The sequence below is a fragment of the Paenarthrobacter sp. GQ52 genome (assembly GCF_059759005.1).
In genome coordinates, this window is sequence record NZ_JCAXEJ010000005.1 from 93,837 (window position 1) to 118,010 (window position 24,174).

At 60.9% G+C, this 24,174-nt stretch carries 23 protein-coding genes; 10 read left to right on the top strand and 13 right to left on the bottom strand.

The features are described from left to right. The 3 genes from AC6CH8_RS09060 to AC6CH8_RS09070 all read left to right on the top strand — a co-directional run bounded on the left by AC6CH8_RS09060 (nucleotide 1) and on the right by AC6CH8_RS09070 (nucleotide 5,641). Nucleotides 1-2,976: a DEAD/DEAH box helicase gene (locus tag AC6CH8_RS09060; RefSeq protein WP_498190060.1), complete on the top strand. Its 2,976-nt coding sequence runs from the start codon at nucleotides 1-3 to the stop codon at nucleotides 2,974-2,976. Nucleotides 2,977-3,023: 47 nt separating this feature from the next. Next, the gene (locus AC6CH8_RS09065) at nucleotides 3,024-4,682 is read left to right on the top strand and encodes an amidohydrolase (protein WP_498190062.1); all 1,659 of its coding nucleotides are present in this window, start codon (nucleotides 3,024-3,026) and stop codon (nucleotides 4,680-4,682) included. Between the two features lie 215 nt (nucleotides 4,683-4,897). Beyond that, entirely contained in the window at nucleotides 4,898-5,641 is a 744-nt protein-coding gene (locus tag AC6CH8_RS09070; RefSeq protein WP_091470758.1) for a polyprenol monophosphomannose synthase, read from the top strand. An 84-nt stretch (nucleotides 5,642-5,725) separates the two neighbouring features. Here the strand turns inward: AC6CH8_RS09070 and AC6CH8_RS09075 are convergent, their stop codons facing one another. The 4 genes from AC6CH8_RS09075 to AC6CH8_RS09090 form a co-directional block, all read right to left on the bottom strand. Further along, nucleotides 5,726-6,073 (bottom strand): RNA polymerase-binding protein RbpA, encoded by a 348-nt coding sequence (locus AC6CH8_RS09075; protein ID WP_011774875.1) that lies wholly within the window; start codon nucleotides 6,071-6,073, stop codon nucleotides 5,726-5,728. A 258-nt stretch (nucleotides 6,074-6,331) separates the two neighbouring features. Next, nucleotides 6,332-7,309, bottom strand: a complete 978-nt coding sequence (locus AC6CH8_RS09080) for an SPFH domain-containing protein (protein ID WP_178992740.1) — start codon at nucleotides 7,307-7,309, stop codon at nucleotides 6,332-6,334. 91 nt (nucleotides 7,310-7,400) lie between these two features. Further along, nucleotides 7,401-7,862: an NfeD family protein gene (locus tag AC6CH8_RS09085; RefSeq protein WP_043471323.1), complete on the bottom strand. Its 462-nt coding sequence runs from the start codon at nucleotides 7,860-7,862 to the stop codon at nucleotides 7,401-7,403. An 80-nt stretch (nucleotides 7,863-7,942) separates the two neighbouring features. Then, nucleotides 7,943-8,785, bottom strand: a complete 843-nt coding sequence (locus AC6CH8_RS09090) for a putative RNA methyltransferase (protein WP_498190064.1) — start codon at nucleotides 8,783-8,785, stop codon at nucleotides 7,943-7,945. Nucleotides 8,786-8,853: 68 nt separating this feature from the next. On the opposite strand from AC6CH8_RS09090, the gene AC6CH8_RS09095 reads away from it, so the two are divergent. Beyond that, nucleotides 8,854-10,875 carry a S9 family peptidase gene (locus AC6CH8_RS09095; RefSeq protein ID WP_498190066.1) on the top strand — a complete coding sequence of 674 codons (2,022 nt, stop codon included), beginning with the start codon at nucleotides 8,854-8,856 and terminating at the stop codon, nucleotides 10,873-10,875. A gap of 21 nt (nucleotides 10,876-10,896) precedes the next feature. Here AC6CH8_RS09095 and AC6CH8_RS09100 read toward each other — a convergent pair whose 3' ends face one another. Beyond that, on the bottom strand, nucleotides 10,897-11,571 hold the full coding sequence (locus tag AC6CH8_RS09100) for a peptide deformylase (protein WP_364305210.1): 675 nt from the start codon (nucleotides 11,569-11,571) through the stop codon (nucleotides 10,897-10,899). A 53-nt stretch (nucleotides 11,572-11,624) separates the two neighbouring features. On the opposite strand from AC6CH8_RS09100, the gene AC6CH8_RS09105 reads away from it, so the two are divergent. Then, a complete protein-coding gene (locus AC6CH8_RS09105; protein ID WP_498190068.1) occupies nucleotides 11,625-12,032 on the top strand; it encodes a nuclear transport factor 2 family protein in 408 nt (135 codons plus the stop codon). A gap of 18 nt (nucleotides 12,033-12,050) precedes the next feature. Here AC6CH8_RS09105 and AC6CH8_RS09110 read toward each other — a convergent pair whose 3' ends face one another. The 3 genes from AC6CH8_RS09110 to AC6CH8_RS09120 are packed head-to-tail and all read right to left on the bottom strand — an operon-like array spanning nucleotide 12,051 to nucleotide 15,059. Continuing rightward, the gene (locus tag AC6CH8_RS09110; protein ID WP_498190220.1) at nucleotides 12,051-13,181 is read right to left on the bottom strand and encodes an FAD-dependent oxidoreductase; all 1,131 of its coding nucleotides are present in this window, start codon (nucleotides 13,179-13,181) and stop codon (nucleotides 12,051-12,053) included. Beyond that, nucleotides 13,174-13,926, bottom strand: a complete 753-nt coding sequence (locus AC6CH8_RS09115; RefSeq protein WP_498190070.1) for a class I SAM-dependent methyltransferase — start codon at nucleotides 13,924-13,926, stop codon at nucleotides 13,174-13,176. The genes AC6CH8_RS09110 and AC6CH8_RS09115 overlap by 8 nt, the downstream gene beginning before the upstream one ends. Continuing rightward, on the bottom strand, nucleotides 13,923-15,059 hold the full coding sequence (locus AC6CH8_RS09120) for a type III polyketide synthase (RefSeq protein ID WP_420178137.1): 1,137 nt from the start codon (nucleotides 15,057-15,059) through the stop codon (nucleotides 13,923-13,925). Before AC6CH8_RS09120 ends, AC6CH8_RS09115 begins: the two co-directional genes overlap by 4 nt. Before the next feature lie 131 nt (nucleotides 15,060-15,190). Between AC6CH8_RS09120 and AC6CH8_RS09125 the strand changes: the two genes are divergently transcribed. Beyond that, a complete protein-coding gene (locus AC6CH8_RS09125) occupies nucleotides 15,191-17,584 on the top strand; it encodes an ATP-binding cassette domain-containing protein (RefSeq protein WP_498190072.1) in 2,394 nt (797 codons plus the stop codon). Nucleotides 17,585-17,992: 408 nt separating this feature from the next. Here AC6CH8_RS09125 and AC6CH8_RS09130 read toward each other — a convergent pair whose 3' ends face one another. The 4 genes from AC6CH8_RS09130 to AC6CH8_RS09145 form a co-directional block, all read right to left on the bottom strand. Further along, nucleotides 17,993-18,589 (bottom strand): hypothetical protein, encoded by a 597-nt coding sequence (locus AC6CH8_RS09130; protein ID WP_498190074.1) that lies wholly within the window; start codon nucleotides 18,587-18,589, stop codon nucleotides 17,993-17,995. 362 nt (nucleotides 18,590-18,951) lie between these two features. Continuing rightward, a complete protein-coding gene (locus AC6CH8_RS09135) occupies nucleotides 18,952-19,380 on the bottom strand; it encodes a VOC family protein (protein ID WP_420178141.1) in 429 nt (142 codons plus the stop codon). 87 nt (nucleotides 19,381-19,467) lie between these two features. Beyond that, nucleotides 19,468-19,923, bottom strand: a complete 456-nt coding sequence (locus tag AC6CH8_RS09140; protein ID WP_498190077.1) for a VOC family protein — start codon at nucleotides 19,921-19,923, stop codon at nucleotides 19,468-19,470. 146 nt (nucleotides 19,924-20,069) lie between these two features. Next, on the bottom strand, nucleotides 20,070-20,447 hold the full coding sequence (locus AC6CH8_RS09145) for a VOC family protein (RefSeq protein WP_420178143.1): 378 nt from the start codon (nucleotides 20,445-20,447) through the stop codon (nucleotides 20,070-20,072). Between the two features lie 146 nt (nucleotides 20,448-20,593). Here AC6CH8_RS09145 and AC6CH8_RS09150 point away from each other — a divergent pair, with 146 nt between their 5' ends. Further along, a complete protein-coding gene (locus AC6CH8_RS09150; RefSeq protein ID WP_498190078.1) occupies nucleotides 20,594-20,983 on the top strand; it encodes a DUF3054 domain-containing protein in 390 nt (129 codons plus the stop codon). Nucleotides 20,984-21,055: 72 nt separating this feature from the next. Further along, nucleotides 21,056-21,334: an Lrp/AsnC family transcriptional regulator gene (locus AC6CH8_RS09155; RefSeq protein WP_364305225.1), complete on the top strand. Its 279-nt coding sequence runs from the start codon at nucleotides 21,056-21,058 to the stop codon at nucleotides 21,332-21,334. Nucleotides 21,335-21,365: 31 nt separating this feature from the next. Here AC6CH8_RS09155 and trpD read toward each other — a convergent pair whose 3' ends face one another. After that, on the bottom strand, nucleotides 21,366-22,424 hold the full coding sequence (trpD, locus tag AC6CH8_RS09160) for an anthranilate phosphoribosyltransferase (RefSeq protein ID WP_498190080.1): 1,059 nt from the start codon (nucleotides 22,422-22,424) through the stop codon (nucleotides 21,366-21,368). A gap of 148 nt (nucleotides 22,425-22,572) precedes the next feature. Here trpD and ctaE point away from each other — a divergent pair, with 148 nt between their 5' ends. Beyond that, nucleotides 22,573-23,211: an aa3-type cytochrome oxidase subunit III gene (gene ctaE, locus AC6CH8_RS09165; RefSeq protein ID WP_309075978.1), complete on the top strand. Its 639-nt coding sequence runs from the start codon at nucleotides 22,573-22,575 to the stop codon at nucleotides 23,209-23,211. Between the two features lie 88 nt (nucleotides 23,212-23,299). Next, complete coding sequence (gene qcrC / locus AC6CH8_RS09170; protein ID WP_091467705.1) at nucleotides 23,300-24,088, top strand: cytochrome bc1 complex diheme cytochrome c subunit; 789 nt, start codon at nucleotides 23,300-23,302, stop codon at nucleotides 24,086-24,088. Nucleotides 24,089-24,174: the final 86 nt, after the last annotated feature.

A 24,174-nucleotide genomic window follows, 5' to 3' on the forward strand; every position in this document is an offset into this window, starting at 1 on the left:
ATGTCCTCCATTTCCGGGTCTTCATCTCCATCAGACCGTTACCAGGCGGCAGCCCAGCGTGCGGCTGAGTCGAAAACTTATCTGGGCGCCTTCGCACGTTCCCTGGACTTTGAACTGGACGACTTCCAACGTGAGGCGTGCAGGTCCCTCCAGGAGCGTCGCGGCGTTCTCGTGGCGGCCCCCACCGGTGCTGGCAAGACGATCGTTGGCGAGTTCGCCATCTACCTGGCTTTGGAACGCGGACTCAAGGCTTTTTACACCACTCCCATCAAGGCCTTGAGCAACCAGAAATACTCTGAACTGGCGGCAAAATACGGGTCGGCCAACGTCGGCTTGCTGACGGGTGACACCACTATTAACGGCGAAGCTCCCGTAGTGGTAATGACCACCGAAGTTCTTAGGAACATGCTTTACGCCGACTCCGAAACCCTTGGCGATCTTGGGTTTGTGGTGATGGACGAAGTTCATTACCTGGCCGACCGCTTCCGTGGTGCCGTGTGGGAAGAAGTCATCATCCACTTGCCCAGCGAAGTGCAGGTTGCCTCGCTGAGTGCCACGGTTTCCAACGCGGAAGAGTTCGGCGCCTGGCTGGATACCGTGAGGGGCGATACCGACGTCATTGTCTCCGAACACCGTCCCGTACCGCTTTGGCAGCACGTCATGGTGGGCCGTGAAATAGTGGATCTCTTTGCCGGTGACACAACGTTCGACGAAATTGCGCCCCAAGCCCCGGGAATGCAGGAAACCGAAGCACCGGACCTTTCCGAGGCCCATGAGGTGGTGGCCGAGCCTGTCACCGCTGACCACCGGCGCGCCTCAGCCAAGCGCTCGTCTGCAGACACAGTCCGCCAAGCAGTCACCGGCCCCGAGTTCGAGGTCAATCCGGACCTGTTGGCCATGGCCCGCTCCGAGAGCCGGATGAACATGAACGGCCGGTTCGGCCACGGTGGCCGGAGTCGGCGTCGTCAGGACCGTTATCGCGATGAGCGGCAACAATCCGAGCAGCGCAGTCCCGTGCGGAAAGCCAGCCGTCCCCAAGTCATTGAGAGCCTCAGGCGTCAGGATCTCCTGCCTGCCATCACCTTCATCTTCTCCAGGGCCGGCTGTGACGCTGCCGTCGCTCAGTGCGCAGCATCGGGACTTTGGCTGACCACCGAACGCGAACAGCAGATCATTGCCCAGCGGGTGGACGAGGCGAGCCACGAAATTCCGGCGGACGACCTCGACGTCCTCGGATTCTGGGGTTGGCGCGACGGTCTCATCAGGGGCTTTGCTGCCCACCACGCAGGCATGCTTCCCACGTTCAAGGAAGTGGTGGAGAAGCTCTTTGCCGACGGCCTTGTCAAGGCAGTCTTCGCCACCGAAACGCTGGCTCTTGGCGTCAATATGCCCGCACGCTGCGTCGTGCTTGAAAAACTGGAAAAGTTCAACGGCGAAGCGCACGTCAACATTACGGCGGGGGAGTACACCCAACTCACTGGTCGCGCCGGACGTCGTGGCATCGACGTCGAAGGCCATGCCGTTGTGCTGTGGCAGCCGGGAACTGATCCGGCTGCCGTAGCCGGCCTTGCCTCCCGACGCACCTACCCCCTGAACTCCAGTTTCAGGCCTACGTACAACATGAGCATCAATCTGATTGCCCAGTTCGGACGCGTCCGGGCCCGCGAAATCCTGGAATCCTCGTTTGCCCAGTTCCAAGCTGACCGCTCCGTGGTAGGCCTTGCCCGGCAGGTGCGGGGGCGCGAAGAATCGCTGGCGGGCTATGCCAAGTCCATGCAGTGCCACCTGGGTGACTTCACCGAGTACTCAAAGCTCCGGCGCGAACTCAGCGACGCCGAAAATTTCGCCGCCCGCGACCATCAGCGGGCCCGTAAATCCCATGTAGCGGATTCCCTCGCGCGCCTGATCCCCGGTGACGTCATCAGCATCTACAGCGGCCGGCTGGCAGGACATGCCGTTGTGCTGGAGGTGGACCGCAACGCCAGGGAACCAAGGCCCTCCGTTCTTACCTCTGATAACCAGCTGCGGCGCATCGGTGTCCACGACCTCGACGGTCCGGTATCGCCGGTGACGCGTATCCGGATTCCCAAGTCCTTCAATGCCAAGGTCCCCAAATCCCGCCGGGACCTCGCTTCGTCGATGCGGCATGCCATCAGTGAGGACGCACCCCACAGCCGTCGCAACAGCAGGCACGAAGACTTTGGCCTCGGGGCGCGCCTGCCGGATCAGGAGAAGAAGATCGCGGACCTTCGGCGGGCCCTGCGGGCTCATCCGTGCCATGGCTGCAGCGAACGCGAAGACCATGCACGGTGGTCGGAGCGTTGGTGGAAGTTGCGCAGGGAGACCGATGGGTTGGTCAGGCAGATCCAAGGCAGGACGAATACCATCGCCAAGACTTTCGACCGCGTCTGCGATGTCCTGTCTGTCTACGGTTACCTGGAAACCAACGACGCCGGACACGTCACCATCAGCCTCGACGGGCAGCGGCTTCGGCGGATCTACGGTGAGAAGGACCTGCTCATATCCCAGACTGTGCGGCGCGGTGCCATCAACGACCTCGACGCCGCCGAACTGGCCTCGCTTGCCAGCACCTTGGTTTACCAAGCCAAACGAGAAGACCGCGGCCTTCGGCCCAGGATGCCCAGCGTTGCCCTGGAATCAGCCATAGACATCGTCATCCGCGAATGGTCCCAGCTGGAGGATACCGAGGAACGCAACAGGCTGCCATTGACCGGCGAACCGGAACTCGGCCTGATGTGGCCCATGTACAAATGGGCCAAGGGACGCCATCTTCAGGACGTGCTCAGCGGAACCGACCTCGCCGCCGGCGACTTTGTGCGCTGGGCCAAGCAAGTGGTAGACCTCCTCGACCAGCTGGCCAAGATCCCTCAACTCGACCCACGCTTGGCCCGCATTTGCCGCGAGTCCATCGACTTGGTGCGACGCGGCGTCGTTGCCTACTCAACAGTGGCTTAGCGCCCCTACTCTCATTGAATGTTTTCAACGCTCGAGGAGCACAACGCATGAATCAGCCAGGCGTGCCCGCCGGCCAGGACCGCACCGCGAAGGACCGCAAGGTCACGATGTACCGCAACGGTTCGATCTATACCGCCGCAGATCCTTTTGCCACCGCGCTGGTGGTGGACGGGGACACCGTTGCCTGGGTCGGCTCCGAACAGGCTGCCACTTCAATAGTTGACTCATCCATGGAGGTCATCGACCTCCGCGGAGCCCTCCTGGCGCCGGGATTCGTGGACTCCCATGCACATCTGACGGAGTCAGGCCTTGCCCTGTCCGGACTGCAGCTCACCGGCGTAGGTTCGGCCAAGGAACTACTCGACGCCGTTGCCTCCGCCAGCGGCTCGGGCACAGTCCTGGGCCACGGTTGGGATGAAACGACGTGGCACGACTCCACGCTCCCCACCTTGGAGGAAATTGACAGGGCGTCTGCCGGGCGGGCTGTCTACCTGTCACGCATCGACGTCCACTCCGCCCTGGTTTCGTCGTCATTGGCCGCGGCCGCAGGGCTGGATGGCCTCGATGGTTTCTCCGGCACCGCCCGCGTTGTTCGTGCGGCACATACGGCCGCCCGGCTGACTGCACGGAAGTTCCCGGAACACGAACGGCGCGGATACCAGGAGTCAGCCCTGCAGGAGGCCGCTTCGCACGGATATGTCGCCTTGGCCGAGATGTCCGCACCGCATATTTGCGGGGCCGAGGACCTCAGGATGGCCATGTCCTGGAACGAACACGGGAACCGGCCGGAGGTGCTTGCCTATTGGGGCGAGTTGGCTACCTCGGAGGAGCACGCCCAAGCTATTCTTGACGGTTTAGGCGCGAGGGTCCTGGGTCTTGCCGGCGACCTCAATATTGACGGTTCAATCGGCTCCCGCACAGCGGCCCTCGTGGATGACTATTCCGATGCACCGGGCCAGCGCGGCAGTTTGTACCTGTCAGTGGCCGATGCCACCAAACACCTTGTGGCCACGTCCCTCCTGGGAGTTCAGGCTGGGTTTCATGTCATAGGTGACGCCGGGCTGGGAGCAGTGCTGGAAGCATTGGACGCAGCGGCTGACGAGGTGGGCGAACAGCGCCTCCGGGCAGCCGGCCATCGGCTGGAACACGTGGAGATGGCTGACCAGTCCGCCATCGACCGGCTGGCCAAGTACTCAGTGTCGGTCAGCGTGCAGCCCGGCTTCGATGCTGCGTGGGGTCACCCGGGCGGGCTCTACGAACAGCGCCTGGGTGGCCGCAGCCAAACGATGAACCCCTTTGCTTCCTTCTACGCAAGCGGCGTCCCTATCGCTTTCGGCAGTGACAGCCCTGTCACCCCTCTCCGCCCGTGGTCGAGCGTACGAGCCTGCCTGGAGCACAGCAACCCGGAGCAAAGGATCTCGGCTCGTGCCGCATTCTTAGGCCATACACGGGCGGGGTGGCGGGCTACCAAACACCGGAACCCGCTGATGGGCCAATTGGTCCCGGGCGCGCCGGCCAGTTTCGCTGTGTGGGAAGTGGACGAACTGATGGTCCAGGTGGCTGATAGCCGCGTTCAGTCCTGGAGCACTGATCCACGGGCACGGACGCCCCTTTTGCCGGCCCTGGACACCGGCACCGACCCCCGTTGCCTTCAGACAGTGCGCGAGGGTCGAGAGTTGTTCGCCCACGAGTCGCTGAGGGTGTGAGGCAGTATTTTGCCGCTTCCGTGCGGTGCCTGAACTGGGGCAATGAAAGAAGCCAGGTCTGCCCATCAATGTTCTGCCAGTACCCGGACCATGTGTCCGGGACCACAACCGCCAAATGAATCCTTGCCGTCGTCCTATAATGGAGAGTTGCGCCAGAACGCCAGCCGCCAGGCTGCTCCGGCACACTGACCGCTCCATCAAGGAAAGGCCTCTTCTTGCGTGTCCTGACGATCATTCCCACCTACAACGAGCTGGAATCGCTCCCCGTGACATTGGGACGGCTGCGCGCAGCAGTACCCGACTCCGATGTCCTGGTGGTCGACGACAACAGCCCTGACGGCACGGGAAAGCTTGCCGACGGCTTCGCGGCAGAGGACAGCCAGGTGCATGTCCTGCATCGCAAGGGCAAGGAAGGCCTTGGGGCCGCCTACATCGCCGGCTTCAAGTGGGGACTGGCTGCAGGCTATGACGTCCTGGTTGAAATGGACGCCGACGGTTCGCATAAGCCGGAACAACTGCCGCTTCTGCTCGACGCCGTCAAGGAGGGTGCAGACCTCGCCATGGGGTCCCGGTGGGTTCCCGGTGGCAGCGTGGTTAACTGGCCGCTCTACCGCCAGGCAATCTCCCGCATCGGCAGCACCTACGCCCGCATCATGCTCGGCGTCAAGATCAAGGACGTCACAGGAGGCTACCGGGCATTCCGCCGCAGCACGCTGGAGGCGCTCAACCTGGACGAAGTGGAGTCGGTTGGCTACGGCTTCCAGGTTGACCTCGCATGGCGCGTGGCCAAGCTTGGCCTGCGCATCGAGGAGCGTCCCATCACTTTCGTCGAACGTGAGCTCGGGGCATCGAAGATGAGCGGCAACATCGTCGTGGAAGCCATGATCAACGTCACCAAATGGGGACTGGCAGCACGTTGGGAAAAACTCACGCGCAAGTCGCCCGCAGTGGCAAAGTAGCTCGTACCTTTCCAAGCAGAAAGGCCGGGTCCGGTTCCCAAGGGGAACCGGACCCGGCCTTTGTCTTTAAATCAGCAACCGATCTTATGCGGAGCGGCGCTCTCCACGGCGCTCACGCAGGATGTTCAGACGGTCCTCGAGGATCTGCTCGAGCTCGGGAAGGCTGCGGCGTTCCAGGAGCATGTCCCAGTGGGTGCGGACGGCTTTCTCGTTGGCGTCCACAGGTCGCTCGCCATCAACCAGCAGCGCTTCCTTGCCGGTCTTGGAAACCCATACGGGGGGAATTTCGGCTTCGGAGGAGAAGGTCACGAAGACCTGCTCGCCATCCTCGCAACGGTACTCGACCCGCTGGCGCGGTGCCGGTTCAACGCCGGATTCTGTTTCCATGCTTTGGGCGCCAAGACGCATACCCCGCAGGCTGCGATCGCTCATGATTACTCCCTCTGTCTGTTCGCGGAGCAGGAACTCCGCGCTAGCCGTAAGCCGTTTTCACGATCCTTACGGACTACTTCTGCACACCTTGCATCACTAATTGCAACGCCTGGCCAAGCTTTAATGTTCCATCCACGCTGAACCAGCCGGACAAATATCCAATTATACGCGGATGAGCGCCCACTACTCAAAAGGAACCAACAGACAACGAGCGGTCAGCCTGAATGGCTGACCGCTCGTTGACCCTGCGACAGTGGATTATTCAGCTGGCCGGGGCTGCGGAGCTGCTGCTGCCGGGTCTGAAGTCCCGGACTGTTCATTGTTTCCAAAGAGACCAACGGGGGAGTCACCGTTGTTGCCTCCAAGGGCGCCGCCGATACCCTTGAGCGCCTCACCGACTTCACTCGGGATGATCCAGAGCTTGTTCGAGCTTCCCTCGGCGATCTTGGGGAGTGTCTGCAAGTACTGGTACGCAAGGAGCTTCTGGTCCGGGTTGCCCTTGTGAATGGCGTCGAAGACTTTCTGGATGGCTTGGGCTTCACCGTCTGCCCTGAGGATGGCCGCCTTCGCGTCACCTTCAGCCGCGAGGATGGCTGCCTGCCGTTGCCCTTCGGCGGTGAGAATCTGCGACTGCTTGGTGCCTTCAGCCGTCAGGATCGCAGCACGGCGGTCCCGCTCCGCGCGCATCTGCTTCTCCATCGAGTCCTGAATGGAGTGGGGCGGATCAATCGCCTTAAGCTCGACTCGGGACACGCGGATTCCCCAGCGGCCCGTAGCTTCGTCCAAGACACCACGCAGCTGGCCATTGATCTGGTCGCGGGAGGTCAAGGCTTCTTCGAGGTTGAGCCCGCCCACCACGTTACGAAGCGTGGTGGTGGTCAACTGCTCCACGGCCTGGATGTAGTTGGCGATCTCGTAGGTTGCCGCCCGGGGATCAGTGACTTGGAAGTAGACAACGGTGTCGATCGAGACCACCAGGTTGTCCTCGGTAATGACCGGCTGAGGCGGGAACGACACCACCTGTTCACGCAGGTCAAGCAACGGCAGCAGCCGGTCGACGAACGGGATCAGGATGGTTAGTCCCGGGTTGAGCGTCCGCTGATACTTGCCGAGGCGTTCAACGACGCCGGCACGTGCCTGCGGGATGATCCTTACCGAACGGACCAACACGATGATGACAAAAATGACGAGAACAATCAGCACAATTGCCGCTGCTGTTCCTCCTAAGCCGTCCATACATCTCCTTCATTCCCCAATTGCGTGGTTTGATGCGACTGGACCCGGGCAGGCTGCCCGGATCGGCAACCGCTGAAATTCAAAGGCGCGCCTAGCGCGGGCTGTTCTCGGCAGGCGAGGCTACTACCGCCGTCGCGCCGTCGATCCTGGTGACCTGGACCGTCGAACCGGCGTCGAGAACACCGGCCGTGCTGCGGGCGCTCCACACGTCTCCGCCGATCTTCACGAGTCCGCTGGTTCCGCTCACGGCTTCAATGACCAGAGCGGACTGACCGATGAGCCGGTCGATATTGCTGCGCTGTTCCGCCGGTCCCTTGTGAAGGTGCTTCATTGCTACGGGCCGGACAAAGACAATCATCAGGAGGGAGACCACTGAGAAGATCACGATTTGGAGCCAGAAGTCGGCCCCCGCGAAGTCTGCGATCAGCCCGGCAAGGGCACCGCCGCCCAGCATGATGAAGAAGAGGTCGAGGGTAAGCATCTCCACCACTGCGAACGCGAGGAAGACCGTGAGCCAGAGGGCCCACCAATTCTCGCCGAGCCATTCAAACATCATTTCCCCCTTGGTCCCGGATCCCGCGAGCGGGATCACAGTCACTGTTCCTCCATCCTAGCCCGACGTGCCGTCCCACGTCAGGAGACGACGAATTCGCTGATCCGGAACTTCGCTGTGGTTGCCACGGAACCTTCCAAGGTTGCCAATTCGGCCAACTCTCCACGCTGCAGATGGTGCCCGGCCGGACCCATATAGGCCAGGTCAGCTACCTCCTGGCCACTCAGCAGCAAGGGAAGGTCCAGGCTTTGGCTGGTGCCAGCGTCAAAATAGCCCTTCATGGATTCTGCCAGCCGCTCATCCTTGCCCTCTTCAATGCCAAGCATCCCTGTCCGGGCTGCGATCTCAGCGAGGTGGCCCGGCCTGGGTGTCACAACAATCAACGAGCCCCCGGAGCGCAGCACACGGGCAAACTCGGCGGGGTTTCGCGGGGCAAAGACCACCGTGACCACATCCGCAGTGTTATCCGCCATGGGCAGCGGACGCCAAACGTCCCAAACAAGGTTGGCAGCCTGCGGATTGAGCCGGGCGGCGCGCCTCAGTGCGAACTTGGAAATGTCCACACCGATTCCCGTCGCCCCTGACATCTGAAGGACCGCGGCCAGGTAGTGCCCGGTCCCGGTACCGGCGTCCAGAACCAGCGCGTCGGGACGTTGAAGTGGTCCGGCGGCGGCTTGAGCAAGGGCTCGGGCAAGTCCGGAGTAGTGTCCGGCCTCCAGGAACCTGTGACGGGCTGCCACCATGTCCGCAGAATCGGCTTCGAAGACCGTGCCTTTGCCTGTCAGCAGGTTGAAGTAGCCCTGTTTAGCGGCGTCGAACAGGTGTCCGGCCTCACAAGCGAGAGTCCGCTGCTGGCCTTCCCTGAGCTGGAACGTCCCTTGGCAAACAGGACAGCGGAGGGCAGCAACAGCGTGGGACAACATGGCTTCAATCCTACGGCGGACGGAGTGTCTGGTGCCGGGCGTGGAACCGCCGGGCTAGGCTCACCAACGTGAAACCCGAGCAATTGCACCTGCTGAACACCGTGTCCGCCCCGGCAATCCACCCCGACGGCAGCAAGGCGGTGGTTTCCGTCGTGAGGCCGGACTTTGATGCTGACAGCTATGTCGGCCAGCTGTGGAGCATTCCTTTGGACACCACCAAGTATCCGCGACGCATCACGCGCGGCTTCCGGGACAGTTCCCCGGCTTTCTCTCCCGACGGCCTGGTATTGGCGTTCCTCAGGAGCGACCCGGACGGCAAGCCGCAGCTATTCGTCGTAGAGGCCGCGGGCGGCGAGCCACAACGGATCACGGACCAGCAGGCCGGCGTGGGTGGGTTCGTGTGGGCGCCGGATTCCCACCGCATCGCGTTCGAGGCCCGCGTGCCCGAGCAAGGCCGTTACGGAACGGTGGATGGAGTCCCATCCGGCGGTGAAGATGCCCGCCTGATCACCACCAACCAATACAGGATGAATGGCCTCGGATATACGGCAGACCAGCGTCAGCAGCTGTTTGTGGTTGAAGTCCCGGAGCTGGGCGGCGAACCGGTGGTTGTTCCGCGCGGGAGGGCCGCCCATGAACAGCCAACGCGGACGGTTACGGGGGTTCCTGCTGCACAGCAGGTCACGTTCGGCGACTCGGACCACGAGTCGCCGTGCTTTTCAGCTGACGGCTCCCACCTGTACTTCGTTGCCGCCCTCCATGAAGGGCACGACGACGACCTGGTCACCTCCGTCTACCGGATCGGCGCCGGCGGCGGCCAGCCGACCGTCGTCGAACCTTCCAACAAGACGTTGCAGACTGTCACGGCTGTCCGTGCCTCCACGGACGGCCGTTGGCTGTTTTACGTGGCCCAGAACTTAGGACACACCGGCAAGGACTTTGTGGCTCGGAATTCTGTCCTGTACGTCATGCCCATCGCAGGGGGAGAGGCTGCGGCGCTGACCGACGAGGAACATTTGGACGTGTCTGGTCCGCTGGAACCCAGCGGACCAGCCAGTGTGCTGGTGCTGAACACAGCGTTGGGAAGTGTCGAACTGCTCGACGTCACGGCGGAAGGTGGGATCACACCCCTGGTCCACGGTGCCCGGGTAGTTGTCGGGGCGACGGTGGCTGCCAACGGGGAAATTGCCGTAAGTTTCTCCGATTCCTCAACCGTGGGAGATGTCGCGTCACTTGAACGGGGAGAGATCCGCCTCCTCACGGACTTCTCCGCCATCCTGCGCAACAACTCCCGTGTAACGGAACCTCTGGACTTCGACGCCGAATCCACCGACGGACACCCCCTTCATGGTTGGGTCGTGCTGCCTGATGGCCCAGGCCCACACCCGGTCCTACTCACCATCCATGGCGGCCCCTTCTCCCAGTACACAGGTGCATTCTTCGATGAAGCGCAGGTTTACGCCGCTGCAGGGTACGCAGTTGTCATGTGCAATCCACGAGGGTCCGCCGGCTACGGCCAAGCCCATGGGCGCGCCATCAAGGAACGTATGGGGACGCTGGATATGCAGGACGTGCTTGCGTTCCTCGACTCAGCGTTGTCCTCCTTTGACGTCTTGGATAAAGACCGGGTGGGGATCATGGGGGGTTCCTATGGTGGCTACCTGACCGCCTGGACCATCGCCCACGATCACAGGTTCAAGGGTGCGATTGTGGAGCGCGGCTTCCTGGACCCGGTCAGCTTTTCGGGTTCCGCTGACATCGGTTGGTTCTTCGGGGCCGAATACACCGGAGGAACAGTGGAACAGATGACGGCCCAAAGTCCCATGGCCGTAGTTTCGCGTGTCGATACACCTACCTTGGTGATTCACAGCGAGAACGATCTACGGTGCCCCATCGAACAGGGGCAGCGGTACTACGCACATTTGAAGGCCCAGGGCGTGGACACTTCCCTGCTGATCTTTCCTGGGGAAGACCACGAGTTATCACGGTCCGGGACGCCACATCACCGGAGGCAGCGCTTTGACCACATTCTCCGTTGGTGGGCGCAGTACCTTCCAACGGATGCCAATCGACTGGAGGACCAGCCGTAACCGTACTGGCCGGGTTCTACGTCAGCGAAGGAATCCGAGAGCCCGGCGGGCCTCGTCAATCTCCGGCGCGAACCACCGGGCCGAGTGTTCAGCATTGCTGGACAGGGAGCGCAGTTCGGCCCGGTCCAGATACAGGATGCCGTGGAGATGGTCCGTTTCGTGTTGCACAATGCGGGCCTGCCACCCCGAAAACCACTCTTCCACGGGTTCGCCCGCGGGACTTGTGTAGCGCAACTCGACGTTCCGGTGTCGTGTCACAACAGCCTGATACCCGCCGACGGAGAGGCACCCTTCATAAAACGAGGCCGTCTCAGTACCGAGTGGACGGTACTCCGGGTTGATGACCGCGAAAAATTCCAGCTGTTCCCTGTGACGCACTGCCGCAGACTCCGGGTCCACCTCATATTTGTCTTCAAGGACGGCCAGCTGCAGGGGGATGCCCAGCTGTGGGGCGGCCAGTCCAACGCCCGGGGCGTCATGCATGACGTCCCTCATTCGTTCGATGAAAGCGGCCAACTCGGCATCATCAACCTGGCCGTCATACGGGGCCGCCAACTGCCGCAGTACGGGGTGCCCGGCCTGCACAATGGTCGGGAGCCCGTCTGCATCAAGCAACCGTCGGACAGCGTCACGTATCCGGGTGGGGTTGTAGTCCGTGGCGGGGCTCGTGGCCTCAGGATGAGGTTGGTGCGTCATACAGTGAGCCTAACGCGATGAAGGCATTCGCGAGTGTGGGCTAGGCTCGACGAATGATCGATTCCACCCCTTTGGATTGTGTACTCGGGTTTGTTCGAACGGTTGAAGCCGGTGGCGGGGCTGCTGAACTGCGGCCTTTCCTGGCCGACGATTTCAAGCTCACGGAGTGGCCGCACGCCCTGTCCAAAACGGGCTCCACGCGGAACTTGGCAGAAACGTTGGCTGGCGCCGACCATAGCAAGGACATCGTCTCCGATCAGCGTTTTGAGGTGGTCCGCACAACAAGCCAGGACAACCGGGTGGTGCTGGAGATGAACTGGTCAGCCACGCTGCTTCTTGACCTGCCGCACTGGGACCGCGGCGATACCATCCGGGCAAGGACCACTGCGGTCTTCGAGTTGCGGGATGGCCTGATCATCAGCCAGGACACGTACGACTGCTACTACACGACGCCGGAATAGCCCGCGCCCCGGAAATACCTAACGCATGGTGAAGCGACGCTCCACCAGTTCTGAAATTGCCGGTACAGCCAGGGCGCTTGCGAAGAGCATGTTCCTTGCTGCCATGGCGGGAGGCGGCAGCGGTCTGCCCAGTGCCATGTTCAGCCCTGCCTGACGTGAAGCGCGAAGCGCCGCTTTCCTGCGTAGCTTCTCGAAATTCACCACATCGCGTCCTACGTTGGCGCCCCGCAGGGATGCATCCATGATGGGGGCCAGAGCTGCAGCATCCAACCAGCCAAGGTTCATTCCCTGCCCTCCGATGGGGCTGATTTCGTGCGCCGCATCCCCAAGAAGCACCACCCTGCCGTGAACCATGCGCTGAGTCAGCCGCGACCGTACTTCAAAAGCACTCAGCATCGAGTTGCCGGCTATGTCCAGCACCTCACCGGTCCTGGCTGTGATCAGCTCAGCGAGCCCCACCGGCGTCGGATTCCTGTGCGGTGCGCCCAGCCTGACAACCCATCTGCGGACACCCCCCGGCAGGGGAAAAGACTCCACGATTCCTTCGGGTTCCAGGTACAAGACGGCATCGGAGCCATGCCCGGTTTCATCCGGGAAGTCGCCCATGATGTAACAGTCCGGATAGCTGCGGGCGGGCACACCCGGCAGGTAGCGTCGACGGATGGTTGAATGCGCTCCGTCGGCGGCTATCACCAAACGGGCTCCCACCTCCAAGCTGCCGGAAGGCGAATCTGCGCGGACTCGCAAGGTACTCCCGGTGGCGTCGATCTCCTGGACGTCGGCACCCCGGACGAGCGCATCGGCATCCAGTTCCTTTACCGCCAACTCCAGGACTTCCTCGGTGATCATCTGCGGAACGGCAAGGATGAAGGGAAAGGCAGCGTCGCCGTCGAACGCGAGCTCGGCCACCCGCCGTCGCCGGCTGTACGCCACACCCCGCCTAATGTGGATCCCGGCAGTTACCAAAGGGTCGGCGACTCCCGCGCGTGCCAGCTCCGCCAATGCCGGAGGGTGGATTCCGATGGCCCTCGAACTGTTACTCCTGTTGCTCCGGCGCTCCAGTATGCGGACCTGGTGCCCCCGCTGGAGCAACAGAACGCCCATGAACAGCCCTACTGGCCCCGCACCGACAATCACGACGTCAGGCACGGTCCTCCAATGGGTGCCCGGCATCAGCTTGGGGAAATTCACGAACCGGACCTTCAAGAAAGAGGAGATGGTGCCACGGCCCGTTTCGTTCCACTGACCATGAGGATGGAACAACGGCTTTCAGTTCCGCCGCGGTGTAACTGCGCCTGATGGACGTCAAACCATCCCCGCAAATATAGGAGCCGACGCCCAACGGCCAAAAGCCGGCCAGGAACAACAGGTACGCGATGTTGCTGCGATTGAGGTCGTTATGGAGGCAAAGCCCCCGGCTTAGCAACTCCGAATCGTGGAGGACCGCCGCAAGCTGCCCCGGATCCAGGTGGTGAAGGATGTGGTTGGAGATGACGACGTCGAATTTCCGCCCTTCAGCGACCAGCTGGGAGCTGTGTGCCTTACGGTAGCTGACACCTTCCACGCGAGGCGCTTTGGAGGCGAAGGCAAAGGCTCTCTCATCCGGGTCAATCGCTGTGACTGTGAGCCTGAAGCCATCCCGCCGGGCCCACCGTGCAAGGCTCCGGGCCACATCACCGCTGCCACCTCCGATGTCCAGCACGGACGCCGAACCGTTGGCTACCAACAGCGGACGGAGTCGTCGACGATACGTCCCGTGCCACCCCGACAACAACCTGTTCACCACAGGGAAACGAGCGTAAGTCCTGTTAAGGCGCCTGGGATCGCAATCAGCTTTGTCCATCTCCTCGACGGCGTACAGGTCCCTCTCCTGGAGGGATCCCCAAGGCCTCACAGGGCAGGGGAGACCAGCGTAAAAAGTCCCGTCTCCACCGTCAGGCCGGGGCCGAACGCCATTGAACAGATACGCTCCTCACGTTCACTGACCGGCTGCTCCAGCATGTACTTCAGGACGAACAACACAGTAGCGCTGCTCATATTCCCGTATTCCCTCAGTGTTTCCCGCGCCGGAACCAACTGCTCCTGGGTGAGTTCCAACTTCGACTCAACCTTGTCCAGGATGCTGCGGCCGCCGGGATGGATGGCCCAGTGGGTAATGTCGCGGTAGGGGAGGCCCGCCACTGAAGGATCCTTGGCGAGCAACGGCGCCAGGGCACCGGTGATGTGTTCCTCGATAATGTGGGGGACGTACGAGCCCAGGACCATTTCAAATCCTTCGTCGCCGATGTTCCAGGCCATCGCTTCCTCGCCCACAGGCGTCAGGACCGTCTCAAAGTGGTCCAGCCGGATGGCCGGCTCGGGTCCCTGCAGTTCCCGCGCAGTTACGACGGCGGCCGCCGCGCCGTCGCCGAATATCGCGGACCCCATGATCGTGTCCGGGTCGTTTGAGGTCCGCACATGCAAGGAGCAGAGTTCAACACAAATCACCAGGACAACCGCAGTGGGGTCGGCAAGGCAAAACTGTTTGGCTGCCTTGAGCGCGGGGAAAGCTGCATAGCAGCCCATGAATCCAAGGTGGTAGCGCTGGACGGCAGGGTTGAGCCCCAGAGCCCTGACCACCTTGTAGTCCGGACCGGGATTGAAGAATCCTGTGCAGGACACGGTGATGACGTGCGTGATGTCATCCAGGTCTATCCCGGGCGCTTGAGCCACTGCGGCTTTGCCTGCCTCCACGAACAGCTTGGTGGCTTCAGTTGCAAAGATCTCGTTCCGGACTTTCGTGCTGGGGCTCAGGACCCGATTGGTCTCGGGGTCGAAAAACTGCGGATTCTCAGGATGTGCATCAAGGCTGAGCTCAGCTACAGCGGTGTAGCGGGTGTCTATGGCTGCTGAGTCGAAACAGGTGCTGACGAGGCGCGTTCCCAGCCTTGTAAGACCGGGTTGGGATGCGAAAACGTCACGGGCTTGCTGCTGGACGAGGATGGTTTGCGGAACGGCGGTTTCAAGGGACCTCATGTATACCGGCATGCTTCATTCTTAGCGAGTAAACCGAGGAAGACAATGGCAGAATCAAACGTACTGACCGTTGCCGGTCAGTGAGAGCCAGGCGACGCCGACGGGGGACTGTTGGGCAGCGCCGCCTAACAGATGGAGAAATCATGACTACTGCCACGAGCACGGACACGCAATCTCCCGGGTCCCATGTTGCGGACACCCACGATTTGATCCGGGTCCAGGGTGCACGTGAAAACAACCTGAAAGACATCAGCATCGAGATCCCGAAGCGCCGGCTCACGGTGTTCACGGGCGTCTCCGGCTCCGGGAAGAGTTCACTGGTCTTCGCGACCATCGCCGCAGAGTCGCAGCGCATGATCAACGAAACCTACAGTGCCTTTGTACAGGGCTTCATGCCGTCGTTGGCGCGGCCCGATGTCGATGTACTTGAAGGCTTGACGACGGCGATCATCGTGGACCAGGAGCGAATGGGCTCCAACCCGCGCTCGACCGTGGGTACCGCCACGGACGCCAATGCCATGCTGCGGATTTTGTTCAGCCGCCTTGGCCAGCCCCACATTGGTTCGCCCAACGCCTACTCATTCAACGTGCCCACGGTAAAGGCCAGCGGCGCCATCACAGTGGAACGCGGAGAAGGCAAGACCAAGACCGAGAAGGCCACGTTCAATCGCTTGGGCGGCATGTGTTCCCGCTGTGAGGGGATGGGGTCGGTCAACGACTTTGATCTCACGGCTCTCTACGACGACACCAAATCCTTGAGCGAAGGCGCCCTCACCATCCCCGGCTACACCATGGATGGCTGGTATGGACGCATCTTCAGCGGCTCAGGGTTCTTCAACATGGACAAGCCCATCGCAAAGTTCACCAAGAAGGAACTTCACGACCTCCTCTACCGTGAGCCCACCAAAATCAAAGTGGAGGGGATAAACCTCACCTACGAAGGCGTGATTCCCAAGATCCAGAAGTCGATGCTCAGCAAGGATGTAGACGCCTTGCAGCCGCACATTCGCGCCTTCGTGGAGCGAGCCATAACCTTCACCACATGTCCCGAATGCGAAGGCACAAGGTTGAGCCCCGAGGCAAGGTCCTCCAAAATCAAGGGCAAGAGCATCGCTGACGTGTGCACCATGCAAATCAGCGACCTCGCAGACTGGGTTCGCGAACTTGATGAGCCCTCCGTAGCTCCTCTGCTCAAGGGTCTCCAGCACCTCCTTGATTCTTTCGCCGGAATCGGATTGGGTTACCTATCCCTTGACCGGCCCGCGGGAACGTTGTCCGGGGGAGAGGCGCAGCGGACAAAGATGATCCGGCACTTGGGGTCGTCCCTCACGGATATTACTTACGTCTTTGACGAACCAACCATTGGCCTGCACCCACACGACATCGAGCGAATGAACCAGTTGCTGCTGCAGCTTCGCGATAAGGGCAACACGGTGCTGGTGGTGGAACACAAGCCGGAAACCATCGCGATCGCTGATCACGTGGTTGACCTGGGTCCTGGCGCCGGGACCGGAGGCGGCACGGTTTGCTTCGAGGGCGACCTTGAGGGATTGCGGGGGAGCGACACCATCACCGGGCGCCACTTGGATGATCGGGCGTCCATTAAGGACAGTGTGCGTTCCGCCTCAGGTCATTTGGAAATCCGGGGCGCCTCAACAAACAACCTTAAGAACGTCGACGTCGACATCCCCCTTGGCGTTCTCTGCGTCCTCACCGGGGTGGCTGGGTCCGGCAAGAGTTCGCTGATTCACGGCTCCGTAGCCAAGCGAGACGGTGTCCTGGTGATTGATCAGGGCGCCATCCGCGGATCCCGCAGAAGCAACCCCGCCACGTATACAGGCCTGCTGGAACCCATCCGTAAGGCTTTTGCGAAGGCCAACGGTGTCAAGCCGGCACTGTTTAGTTCGAACTCCGAGGGCGCGTGCCCAACGTGTAACGGAGCGGGTGTGATTTACACGGACCTGGGTGTGATGGCCACGGTTGAGTCACCCTGTGAAGAGTGTGAAGGAAAGCGCTTTCAGGCGTCTGTGCTGGAGTACCGGCTGGGTGGACGCAATATTGCAGAGGTGCTTGCAATGTCTGTGGATGAGGCTGAAGTGTTCTTCAGCGAGGGCGAAGCCCGGACCCCGGCTGCCCACAAGGTTCTCGATCGCCTTGCCGATGTTGGCCTTGGCTACCTAACGCTGGGGCAGCCACTCACCACATTGTCCGGTGGTGAGCGCCAGAGGCTCAAGCTGGCAACGCAGATGTCCGAAAAGGGAGACATTTACATCCTGGACGAACCGACCACCGGCCTGCACCTGGCTGATGTCCAAAACCTGCTGGGCATGCTGGATCGTCTTGTTGAGTCCGGAAAATCGGTGATTGTCATCGAACACCACCAAGCTGTCATGGCACATGCTGACTGGATCATTGATCTTGGACCAGGCGCCGGACACGACGGCGGCAAGATCGTTTTCGCAGGAACGCCGGCTGAGCTCGTGGCGGATAAGCCAACGCTAACGGGCAAGCACCTGGCTGCTTACGTCTCGGTGTAACGCGTCCATTGGTGTGGTCGCTCGGAAGGCATTCATAGCGACCACACCAACCAGCCCCACCCGCTTCCCAGGGACACTCCCAAAACGCCGATAATCTACATTATGTAAAGTAAAGCTGTGATTGGCACTCCCCAGTGCAAAACGAACCCGGCGCGACTCTGGGCCATAACCGACGTTGACGGCAGTTGACGGCACTTGCCATTTGCGTGCGCTAAACGTCCACGCGCGCATTATGGTAGACGACCACCAATTCAACTCGATTTATTCAGGTAATTCAACGAAATTTTCAAAACCAAAAATCGATGGCTACCCTGCCGCTTTCGAGTAGTCAGCAAAATTCGCGGGTTGCAGCAAAACAGGGCGGGTGTTCCCCCAAAGAGACACCCACCCTGCCTTTATGGATAATGTCTAATCGGACGGCGTGGCGCCAGAGCGTCGGCGTGCAATCACTACCGATGCGGCGCCCGCCGCCAGGACGCCTGCTCCAGCCAGCCCCCAAACAATGAGGCCGGGATCAGTAGCCAACTTCTCCGGCCCTGCTGCTGCACGAGCGTCTGTGACGCTGGAGACAGCAACGAAATCGGAATCATGGTTGCCACCTCCCTTACCGTTGCCGTTGTTTCCGCGTCCGTGGTTGCCGTTGTTTACAGCCACCCGTGCAGACCGAGTAACTCCGGACTCTGAACCAACCGCTGTGATCATGTAGCTACCCGCATCTTCGAAAGTGACGCTCGTAGTGATGGCGCCATCACCGTTGGCGATAACGCCGAAGTTCGCTGGAGCGCTCCCCTGTGGTCCGCCCCTCTTCTCGAAAGTTATGTCGACTGTTTCGCCTGGGATGTATCCGCTGGCGGAGAAGGTGATGGTTTCACCGCGGTCAATCGTGCCGTCGGAGACGGTTCCTTGCTCATTGCCTGGTGCCGGGTAGGTGCTGGCTACGGCTGGTGCAATACCAGCGAACATGACGGTTCCCGCAACCATAAGAGTTGTGATGGTCTTTTTCATTTGTTTCCCTTGAGATCAATTAGTAAATCTACGTAAATGACGGCCTAACCGCTACGTAAATAACTTGTGGAACCCCCATATGCAATAGCAAGCGAAACGTTATCACGCAGACGCTACTGCGACAAGGCAGGATTAAACGATTACAAATCCTTAACCAGCCGTTTACTTGACACAACTATCTCACTTACTTCATTTCTCAGACAGTATTTGTGACAACATCAACAGACTCTGTGACAAGCAGGCGAGCTGCAGCCGTGTGCTCAATCGGGCCGGGAACCAAAAAGGATGCCCATCCGGCAATCCGGATAGGCATCCCTGTTGTTGTCCTAGGCCGCCGGACTTCCGGCCGGCCACGAGCAGCGTTATTGGGCCTGCTGTGCTCCTGCAATGTTGACCAGCCAGCCGATGCCGAACTTGTCTACGCACATTCCGAAGGTGTCACCCCAAGGCGCCATCTCCAGCGGGACTGTCACGGTTCCGCCGTCGATCAGCTTGTCCCAGTACCCGCGGAGCTCCGCTTCATCCGCCGAGTCTCCACTCAAGGAGACCGAAATGTTGTCACCAGGGTTGTACTCCATTCCGGTGGGCGTGTCGGCAGCCATCAATGTCAATCCGCTTGGAGTCTCCAGCATGGCATGCATGACCTTGTTGGCTTCTGCTGGATCCTCGCTGGCCTGGTAGTCGCCGAAGGTGCTGATGTTTAGTTCGCCGCCAAAGACGAACTCGTAGAAAGTAATTGCATCGCGTGCGTTATCCCGAAATGAAATGTACGGGTTGAGGCGGGTCGTCATTGGTCAGTTCTCCTCATTGTTGTGATAGTCACACGTCATAGTGCGGCAATGCTAACAGCGCCAGGCGGCGCCTGTCCCCCACAGCGTTTAGTCGCCGTCGTACGCCCTTTGCAGAACATTGATGTCAAGCTTTCGCATCTTCATCATGGCCTCGAGGGCACGCTGTGAACCTTCGGGATCGGGGCCTGCCAACAGTCCGTTCATGGCCGTGGGAACGATCTGCCACGACAGGCCGAACTTGTCCTTTAGCCATCCGCATTGACTCTCCTGACCGCCGACAAGCAGGGCGTCCCAGTATTTGTCCACCTCTTCTTGAGAATCGCAATTGACCACCAGCGACACAGCCTCATTGAACGAGAATGCCGGTCCCCCGTTGAGGCCCATGAACTGTCTGCCCTCGATCTCGAACTCAACAGTGAGCGCCTCTCCATCGGGCCCCTGCATGGTTTGTCCCATGGATGAATGATCGAAAGTCGATGTGTAAAACCGGGCAGCTTCAGCCGCTTGCCCGTCGAACCATAAACAAGTGGAAATCTTCTGCATCTGCGGCTCCTCCAGGGACGCGTCGGGAACAGCCTGTCCCCCGTCAGAGGTTAGTACCGTGCGATCGCCCACACAACGCCCGACGGCGGAAAGGGCTTTTGCTGGCCCGGCACCAGGTGCCGTGGTGATGGAGCGGTCACTGCTAGTCAGTCCCCCGACACGCGTATCCGACTCACCAGGCCCACGGTGTTGCCCTCACTGTCCTCGATGAAGGCCATCCACTCTTCCGAGCCGGCGGGACCCAAAGTGCTGTCTTCATGCATATGGATCACGTGCGGCTCGGCGATGATGCGCACTCCCCTGCGCCGAAAATCTGCCACGGTTCCTTCAAGATCTGCCACCTCGAAGTAAACGAGCGCCGACGGTGCACCTTTCTCCAACAGGAGGCGAACCCCGCCGACATCAAAGAACAGGAGGCCGGGCGGATCAAAGATGGCACTCGGTTCGGCGTCCAACAGCACTGCATAGAAAGCCGCTGCCCTTTGAAGATCTTCGGCATGCTGGGCCACCTGGACAAATCGCACGGCATCCTCCAAAACTGCGCTGCCACAAATCTGCGCTGCCGCGTGGGCACCTGCCCTCATGGTGACGGCCCATCGGACCACACGCAAGGGCTGTGGCCCAGGAGCCGGCTTCGCGCATGAAGGAAGGCCCGGATAGTGTCGGCAGTATGTCTTCACCATCTCGACTGTGGATTCCCGCAGCTATTGCCGACCTTCTGCTGATTCTTGTCTTCGCCGCCATCGGCCGCGACGCGCACGCCCGCGGAGACATCATTTCGGGAGCCTTCGCCACAGCATGGCCGTTCCTGGCCGGAGCGGCAATTGCGTGGGTGGTCACTCGCGCGTGGCGTGCACCCTTGGCTGTATGGCCATCCGGGGTGAGCATCTGGATCGGTGCGGTGCTGGTTGGAATGTTGTTGAGGGCTGTCACTGGCCAAACCGTCGTAGTGCCTTTTGTCCTCGTGGCGCTGATCAGCCTTGGCGTATTCCTTCTCGGGTACCGGGTCCTTGCGACGCTGCTACTGCGGGCGTCGCGTAAGCGGCAACGCCGGGCGTGATCAAGCCACGCCCAGCGGGAATGCACTAGGCTGGAAACCGTCCGCAACGATGCATTTCCGGAAAGGCCCCACGTGATCACCGCTTTCGTCCTGATCAAAACCGATGCCTCACGCATACCGGAGACCGCCGAACAGATCTCGGCCATTCAGGGCATTAGTGAGGTCTACTCCGTCACCGGCGAATGGGATCTCATCGCGGTGGCAAGGGTGGCCAAGCACGACGAACTAGCCGACGTGATCGCCGATCGCCTGTCGAAGGTTGCTTCAGTGGTCCACACCACTACCCACATCGCTTTTCGGGCCTACTCACAGCACGACCTTGATGCAGCTTTCGCGCTCGGATTCGAGTAACAACTCCGAATAACGGCGGGGCCGCCCATCGTCAGCTTTGGCTGAGGGCTATCCACTTTGCGAGTACTTCGGCGGCCTTACCGGAGTCAACGGACTCTGCTGCTCTTGCAAAAGCGGTGCGCATCCGCTCCTCAAGGCTCCCGTCGGCGTCGAGGTCGATTGACACCAGCCCAGCCGCGGCGTTCAGCAGAACGGCGTCACGCACCGGACCCGTCTTACCTTCCAGGATTTCGCGCACTACTGCCGCATTGGCAGAAGCATCCCCACCGCGAAGGTCCGCAACGGTGGAGGGTCGGATCCCCAGGTCTTCAGGCGAAAACACCTGTTCCCTGACTGCTCCGTTCCTGATCTCCCAGACGGTGGAGGGGCCTGTGGGGGTCAATTCATCCAGTCCATCGTCACCACGGAACACCAGGCCCCGGCTGCCTCGGCGGGCCAGAACTCCTGCCACCAACGGCGCCATGCGGGCATTCGCTACGCCCACGGCGGAGGCTTGCACGTGCGCAGGATTGGTCATCGGCCCCAGGAAATTGAAGGCCGTGGGTACAGCCAGTTCGCGGCGCGGAACAGCTGTATGCCGGAACGACGGGTGGAAGACCTGGGCAAAACAAAAAGTGATTCCCGCCTCTTCGGCGTTCCGCGCCACCTGCTCTATCGAAAGATCCAAGCGGACGCCCAAGGCTTCCAGAACATCGGCCGATCCTGACGTGGACGACGCAGCCCGATTGCCGTGCTTCACCACCTTGGCCCCGGCTCCAGCGGCCACGAGCGCGGCCATGGTGGAGATGTTCACGGTGTTCAACCGGTCCCCGCCGGTTCCTACGATGTCCAGCTTCTCACCGGAAATATCGATCGGATTGGCGTGCTGGACCATGGCCGCAACCAAGCCGGCCAATTCTTCCACCGTCTCTCCCTTGGCACGAAGCGCAACAAGGAAGCCGGCGATCTGAGCGGGAGTCGCTTCACCGGACATGATCGTGTTCATGGCCCACTCTGTATTGCCCACTGCAAGGTCGTCGCCGTTGATCAGTGCAGAGATGAGCCCTGGCCAAGTATTGCTGGCTGCAGGTGCCGATGCCGGAGAAGTCACTCCCTGATGCTATCGAGCCAGCCACGCCGATGACCAATGTGAACGAGGCCGGGAACTTTTCCGCGCGAATTCGCGTCTTTGTAGAAAAAGTCTCCCGAATCGGTGGTTTGCATTGGGAACTCTGGACTTTTACAGACATAATGTCCTTGTGACATCTGCGACCCATGCCCCCAGTACCCCGGCGCACCCGACGCTGAACCGCCCCAACCTGGTTTCTGTTGGAACCGTTGTTTGGCTGTCCAGTGAGTTGATGTTCTTCGCCGGCCTCTTTGCCATGTACTTCACCCTGCGCTCCACATCAGGAACGATGTGGGCCGAGGAGACGGCCAAGCTCAACTTCCCGTTTGCGCTCGTCAACACCATCGTCCTTGTGGCAAGTTCCTTTACTTGCCAGATGGGCGTCTTTGCCGCCGAGCGGCTCGAGCCGCGCCGCACCGGTGGGCTCCTGCAGTTCACACGTTGGGGCATGACCGAATGGTTCTCCCTCACGTTCGTCATGGGTGCCTTCTTCGTAGCCGGCCAGACGATGGAATACGCCATGCTCGTTTCCGAGCATGTATCCCTGTCGTCCAACGCCTACGGCTCCGCCTTCTACATGACCACGGGCTTCCACGGCCTCCACGTCCTTGGCGGCCTGATCGCGTTCCTGTTCATCATTGGCCGCGCGTTCGCAGCCAAGAAGTTCGGACACTTTGAAGCGACGTCGGCGATCGTCACCTCGTACTACTGGCACTTCGTTGACGTTGTGTGGATCGGCCTCTTCCTGGTCATCTACGTTCTGAAGTAAGCCCGGCTTTGACTCTTTTTCTACAAGAGGCAGAATTTCAAGAAGCGGCTCTCGGAGCCGACGCAGGATCGAATAAAGGAACCACCACGTGAAGGCACTCTCGCAGAAGCGACGTCACCCACTGGCAGCCATTGCGCTGTTGCTGATGGGCCTCCTCCTCACTGGTGGGCTGTACGCCGTTGCCACAACTGTCAACCAGGCCAAGGCCAGCACCACAAGCTTCAGCGCAAGTGACGTAGAAGAAGGCGGCAAGCTCTTTGCCGCCAACTGCGCCACCTGCCACGGCATGGGTGCAAGCGGAACCCAGGACGGCCCCTCGCTGGTCGGCGTGGGTGCTGCTGCAGTTGACTTCCAGGTTGGCACCGGCCGCATGCCCATGCAGATGAGCGGACCGCAGGCCCAGCAGAAGCCCGCCCAGTTCAATGCGGAACAGACCAAGCAGCTCTCTGCTTACGTTGCATCCCTCGGTGCAGGTCCCGCTATTCCCGAACAAAACCTCCTCGACGGTAAGGGAGACGCAGCCAACGGTGGCGAACTCTTCCGTGTCAACTGCGCCATGTGCCACAACGCCGCTGCTGCCGGTGGCGCCCTGACCCGCGGCAAGTTCGCCCCGGCCTTGGCAGGTGTGAGCGCTGAGCACATTTACGAAGCCATGGTTACCGGTCCCCAGAACATGCCCGTCTTCAGTGACTCCAACGTCACCCCTGAGGACAAGCGCGACATCATCACCTTCCTGAAGACCATCGAAGCCAACGGGTCCCCCGGTGGCGCAGACCTGGGCGCACTTGGCCCGGTATCTGAAGGTCTGTTTGTTTGGGTTGCCGGCTTGGGTGTCATCATCGCATTCACGATCTGGTTGACGTCCCGCACGTCCTAACCCGGACACGACAAAACTTCTGCTGCACGGTCAGCAGTTTGAAACTGAAAATAACTCGGCCCCGGCCGAGACAACGAGAGAAGGAT

What these genes read in the sequence shown, in the direction of transcription:
- AC6CH8_RS09060 (WP_498190060.1), top strand. Translation starts at nt 1, where the DNA reads ATGTCCTCCATTTCCGGGTCTTCATCTCCATCAGACCGTTACCAGGCG.
- AC6CH8_RS09065 (WP_498190062.1), top strand. Translation starts at nt 3,024, where the DNA reads ATGAATCAGCCAGGCGTGCCCGCCGGCCAGGACCGCACCGCGAAGGAC.
- AC6CH8_RS09075 (WP_011774875.1), bottom strand. Translation starts at nt 6,073, where the DNA reads ATGAGCGATCGCAGCCTGCGGGGTATGCGTCTTGGCGCCCAAAGCATG.
- AC6CH8_RS09080 (WP_178992740.1), bottom strand. Translation starts at nt 7,309, where the DNA reads ATGGACGGCTTAGGAGGAACAGCAGCGGCAATTGTGCTGATTGTTCTC.
- AC6CH8_RS09085 (WP_043471323.1), bottom strand. Translation starts at nt 7,862, where the DNA reads ATGTTTGAATGGCTCGGCGAGAATTGGTGGGCCCTCTGGCTCACGGTC.
- AC6CH8_RS09090 (WP_498190064.1), bottom strand. Translation starts at nt 8,785, where the DNA reads ATGTTGTCCCACGCTGTTGCTGCCCTCCGCTGTCCTGTTTGCCAAGGG.
- AC6CH8_RS09100 (WP_364305210.1), bottom strand. Translation starts at nt 11,571, where the DNA reads ATGACGCACCAACCTCATCCTGAGGCCACGAGCCCCGCCACGGACTAC.
- AC6CH8_RS09105 (WP_498190068.1), top strand. Translation starts at nt 11,625, where the DNA reads ATGATCGATTCCACCCCTTTGGATTGTGTACTCGGGTTTGTTCGAACG.
- AC6CH8_RS09120 (WP_420178137.1), bottom strand. Translation starts at nt 15,059, where the DNA reads ATGCCGGTATACATGAGGTCCCTTGAAACCGCCGTTCCGCAAACCATC.
- AC6CH8_RS09125 (WP_498190072.1), top strand. Translation starts at nt 15,191, where the DNA reads ATGACTACTGCCACGAGCACGGACACGCAATCTCCCGGGTCCCATGTT.
- AC6CH8_RS09130 (WP_498190074.1), bottom strand. Translation starts at nt 18,589, where the DNA reads ATGAAAAAGACCATCACAACTCTTATGGTTGCGGGAACCGTCATGTTC.
- AC6CH8_RS09135 (WP_420178141.1), bottom strand. Translation starts at nt 19,380, where the DNA reads ATGACGACCCGCCTCAACCCGTACATTTCATTTCGGGATAACGCACGC.
- AC6CH8_RS09140 (WP_498190077.1), bottom strand. Translation starts at nt 19,923, where the DNA reads ATGCAGAAGATTTCCACTTGTTTATGGTTCGACGGGCAAGCGGCTGAA.
- AC6CH8_RS09150 (WP_498190078.1), top strand. Translation starts at nt 20,594, where the DNA reads ATGTCTTCACCATCTCGACTGTGGATTCCCGCAGCTATTGCCGACCTT.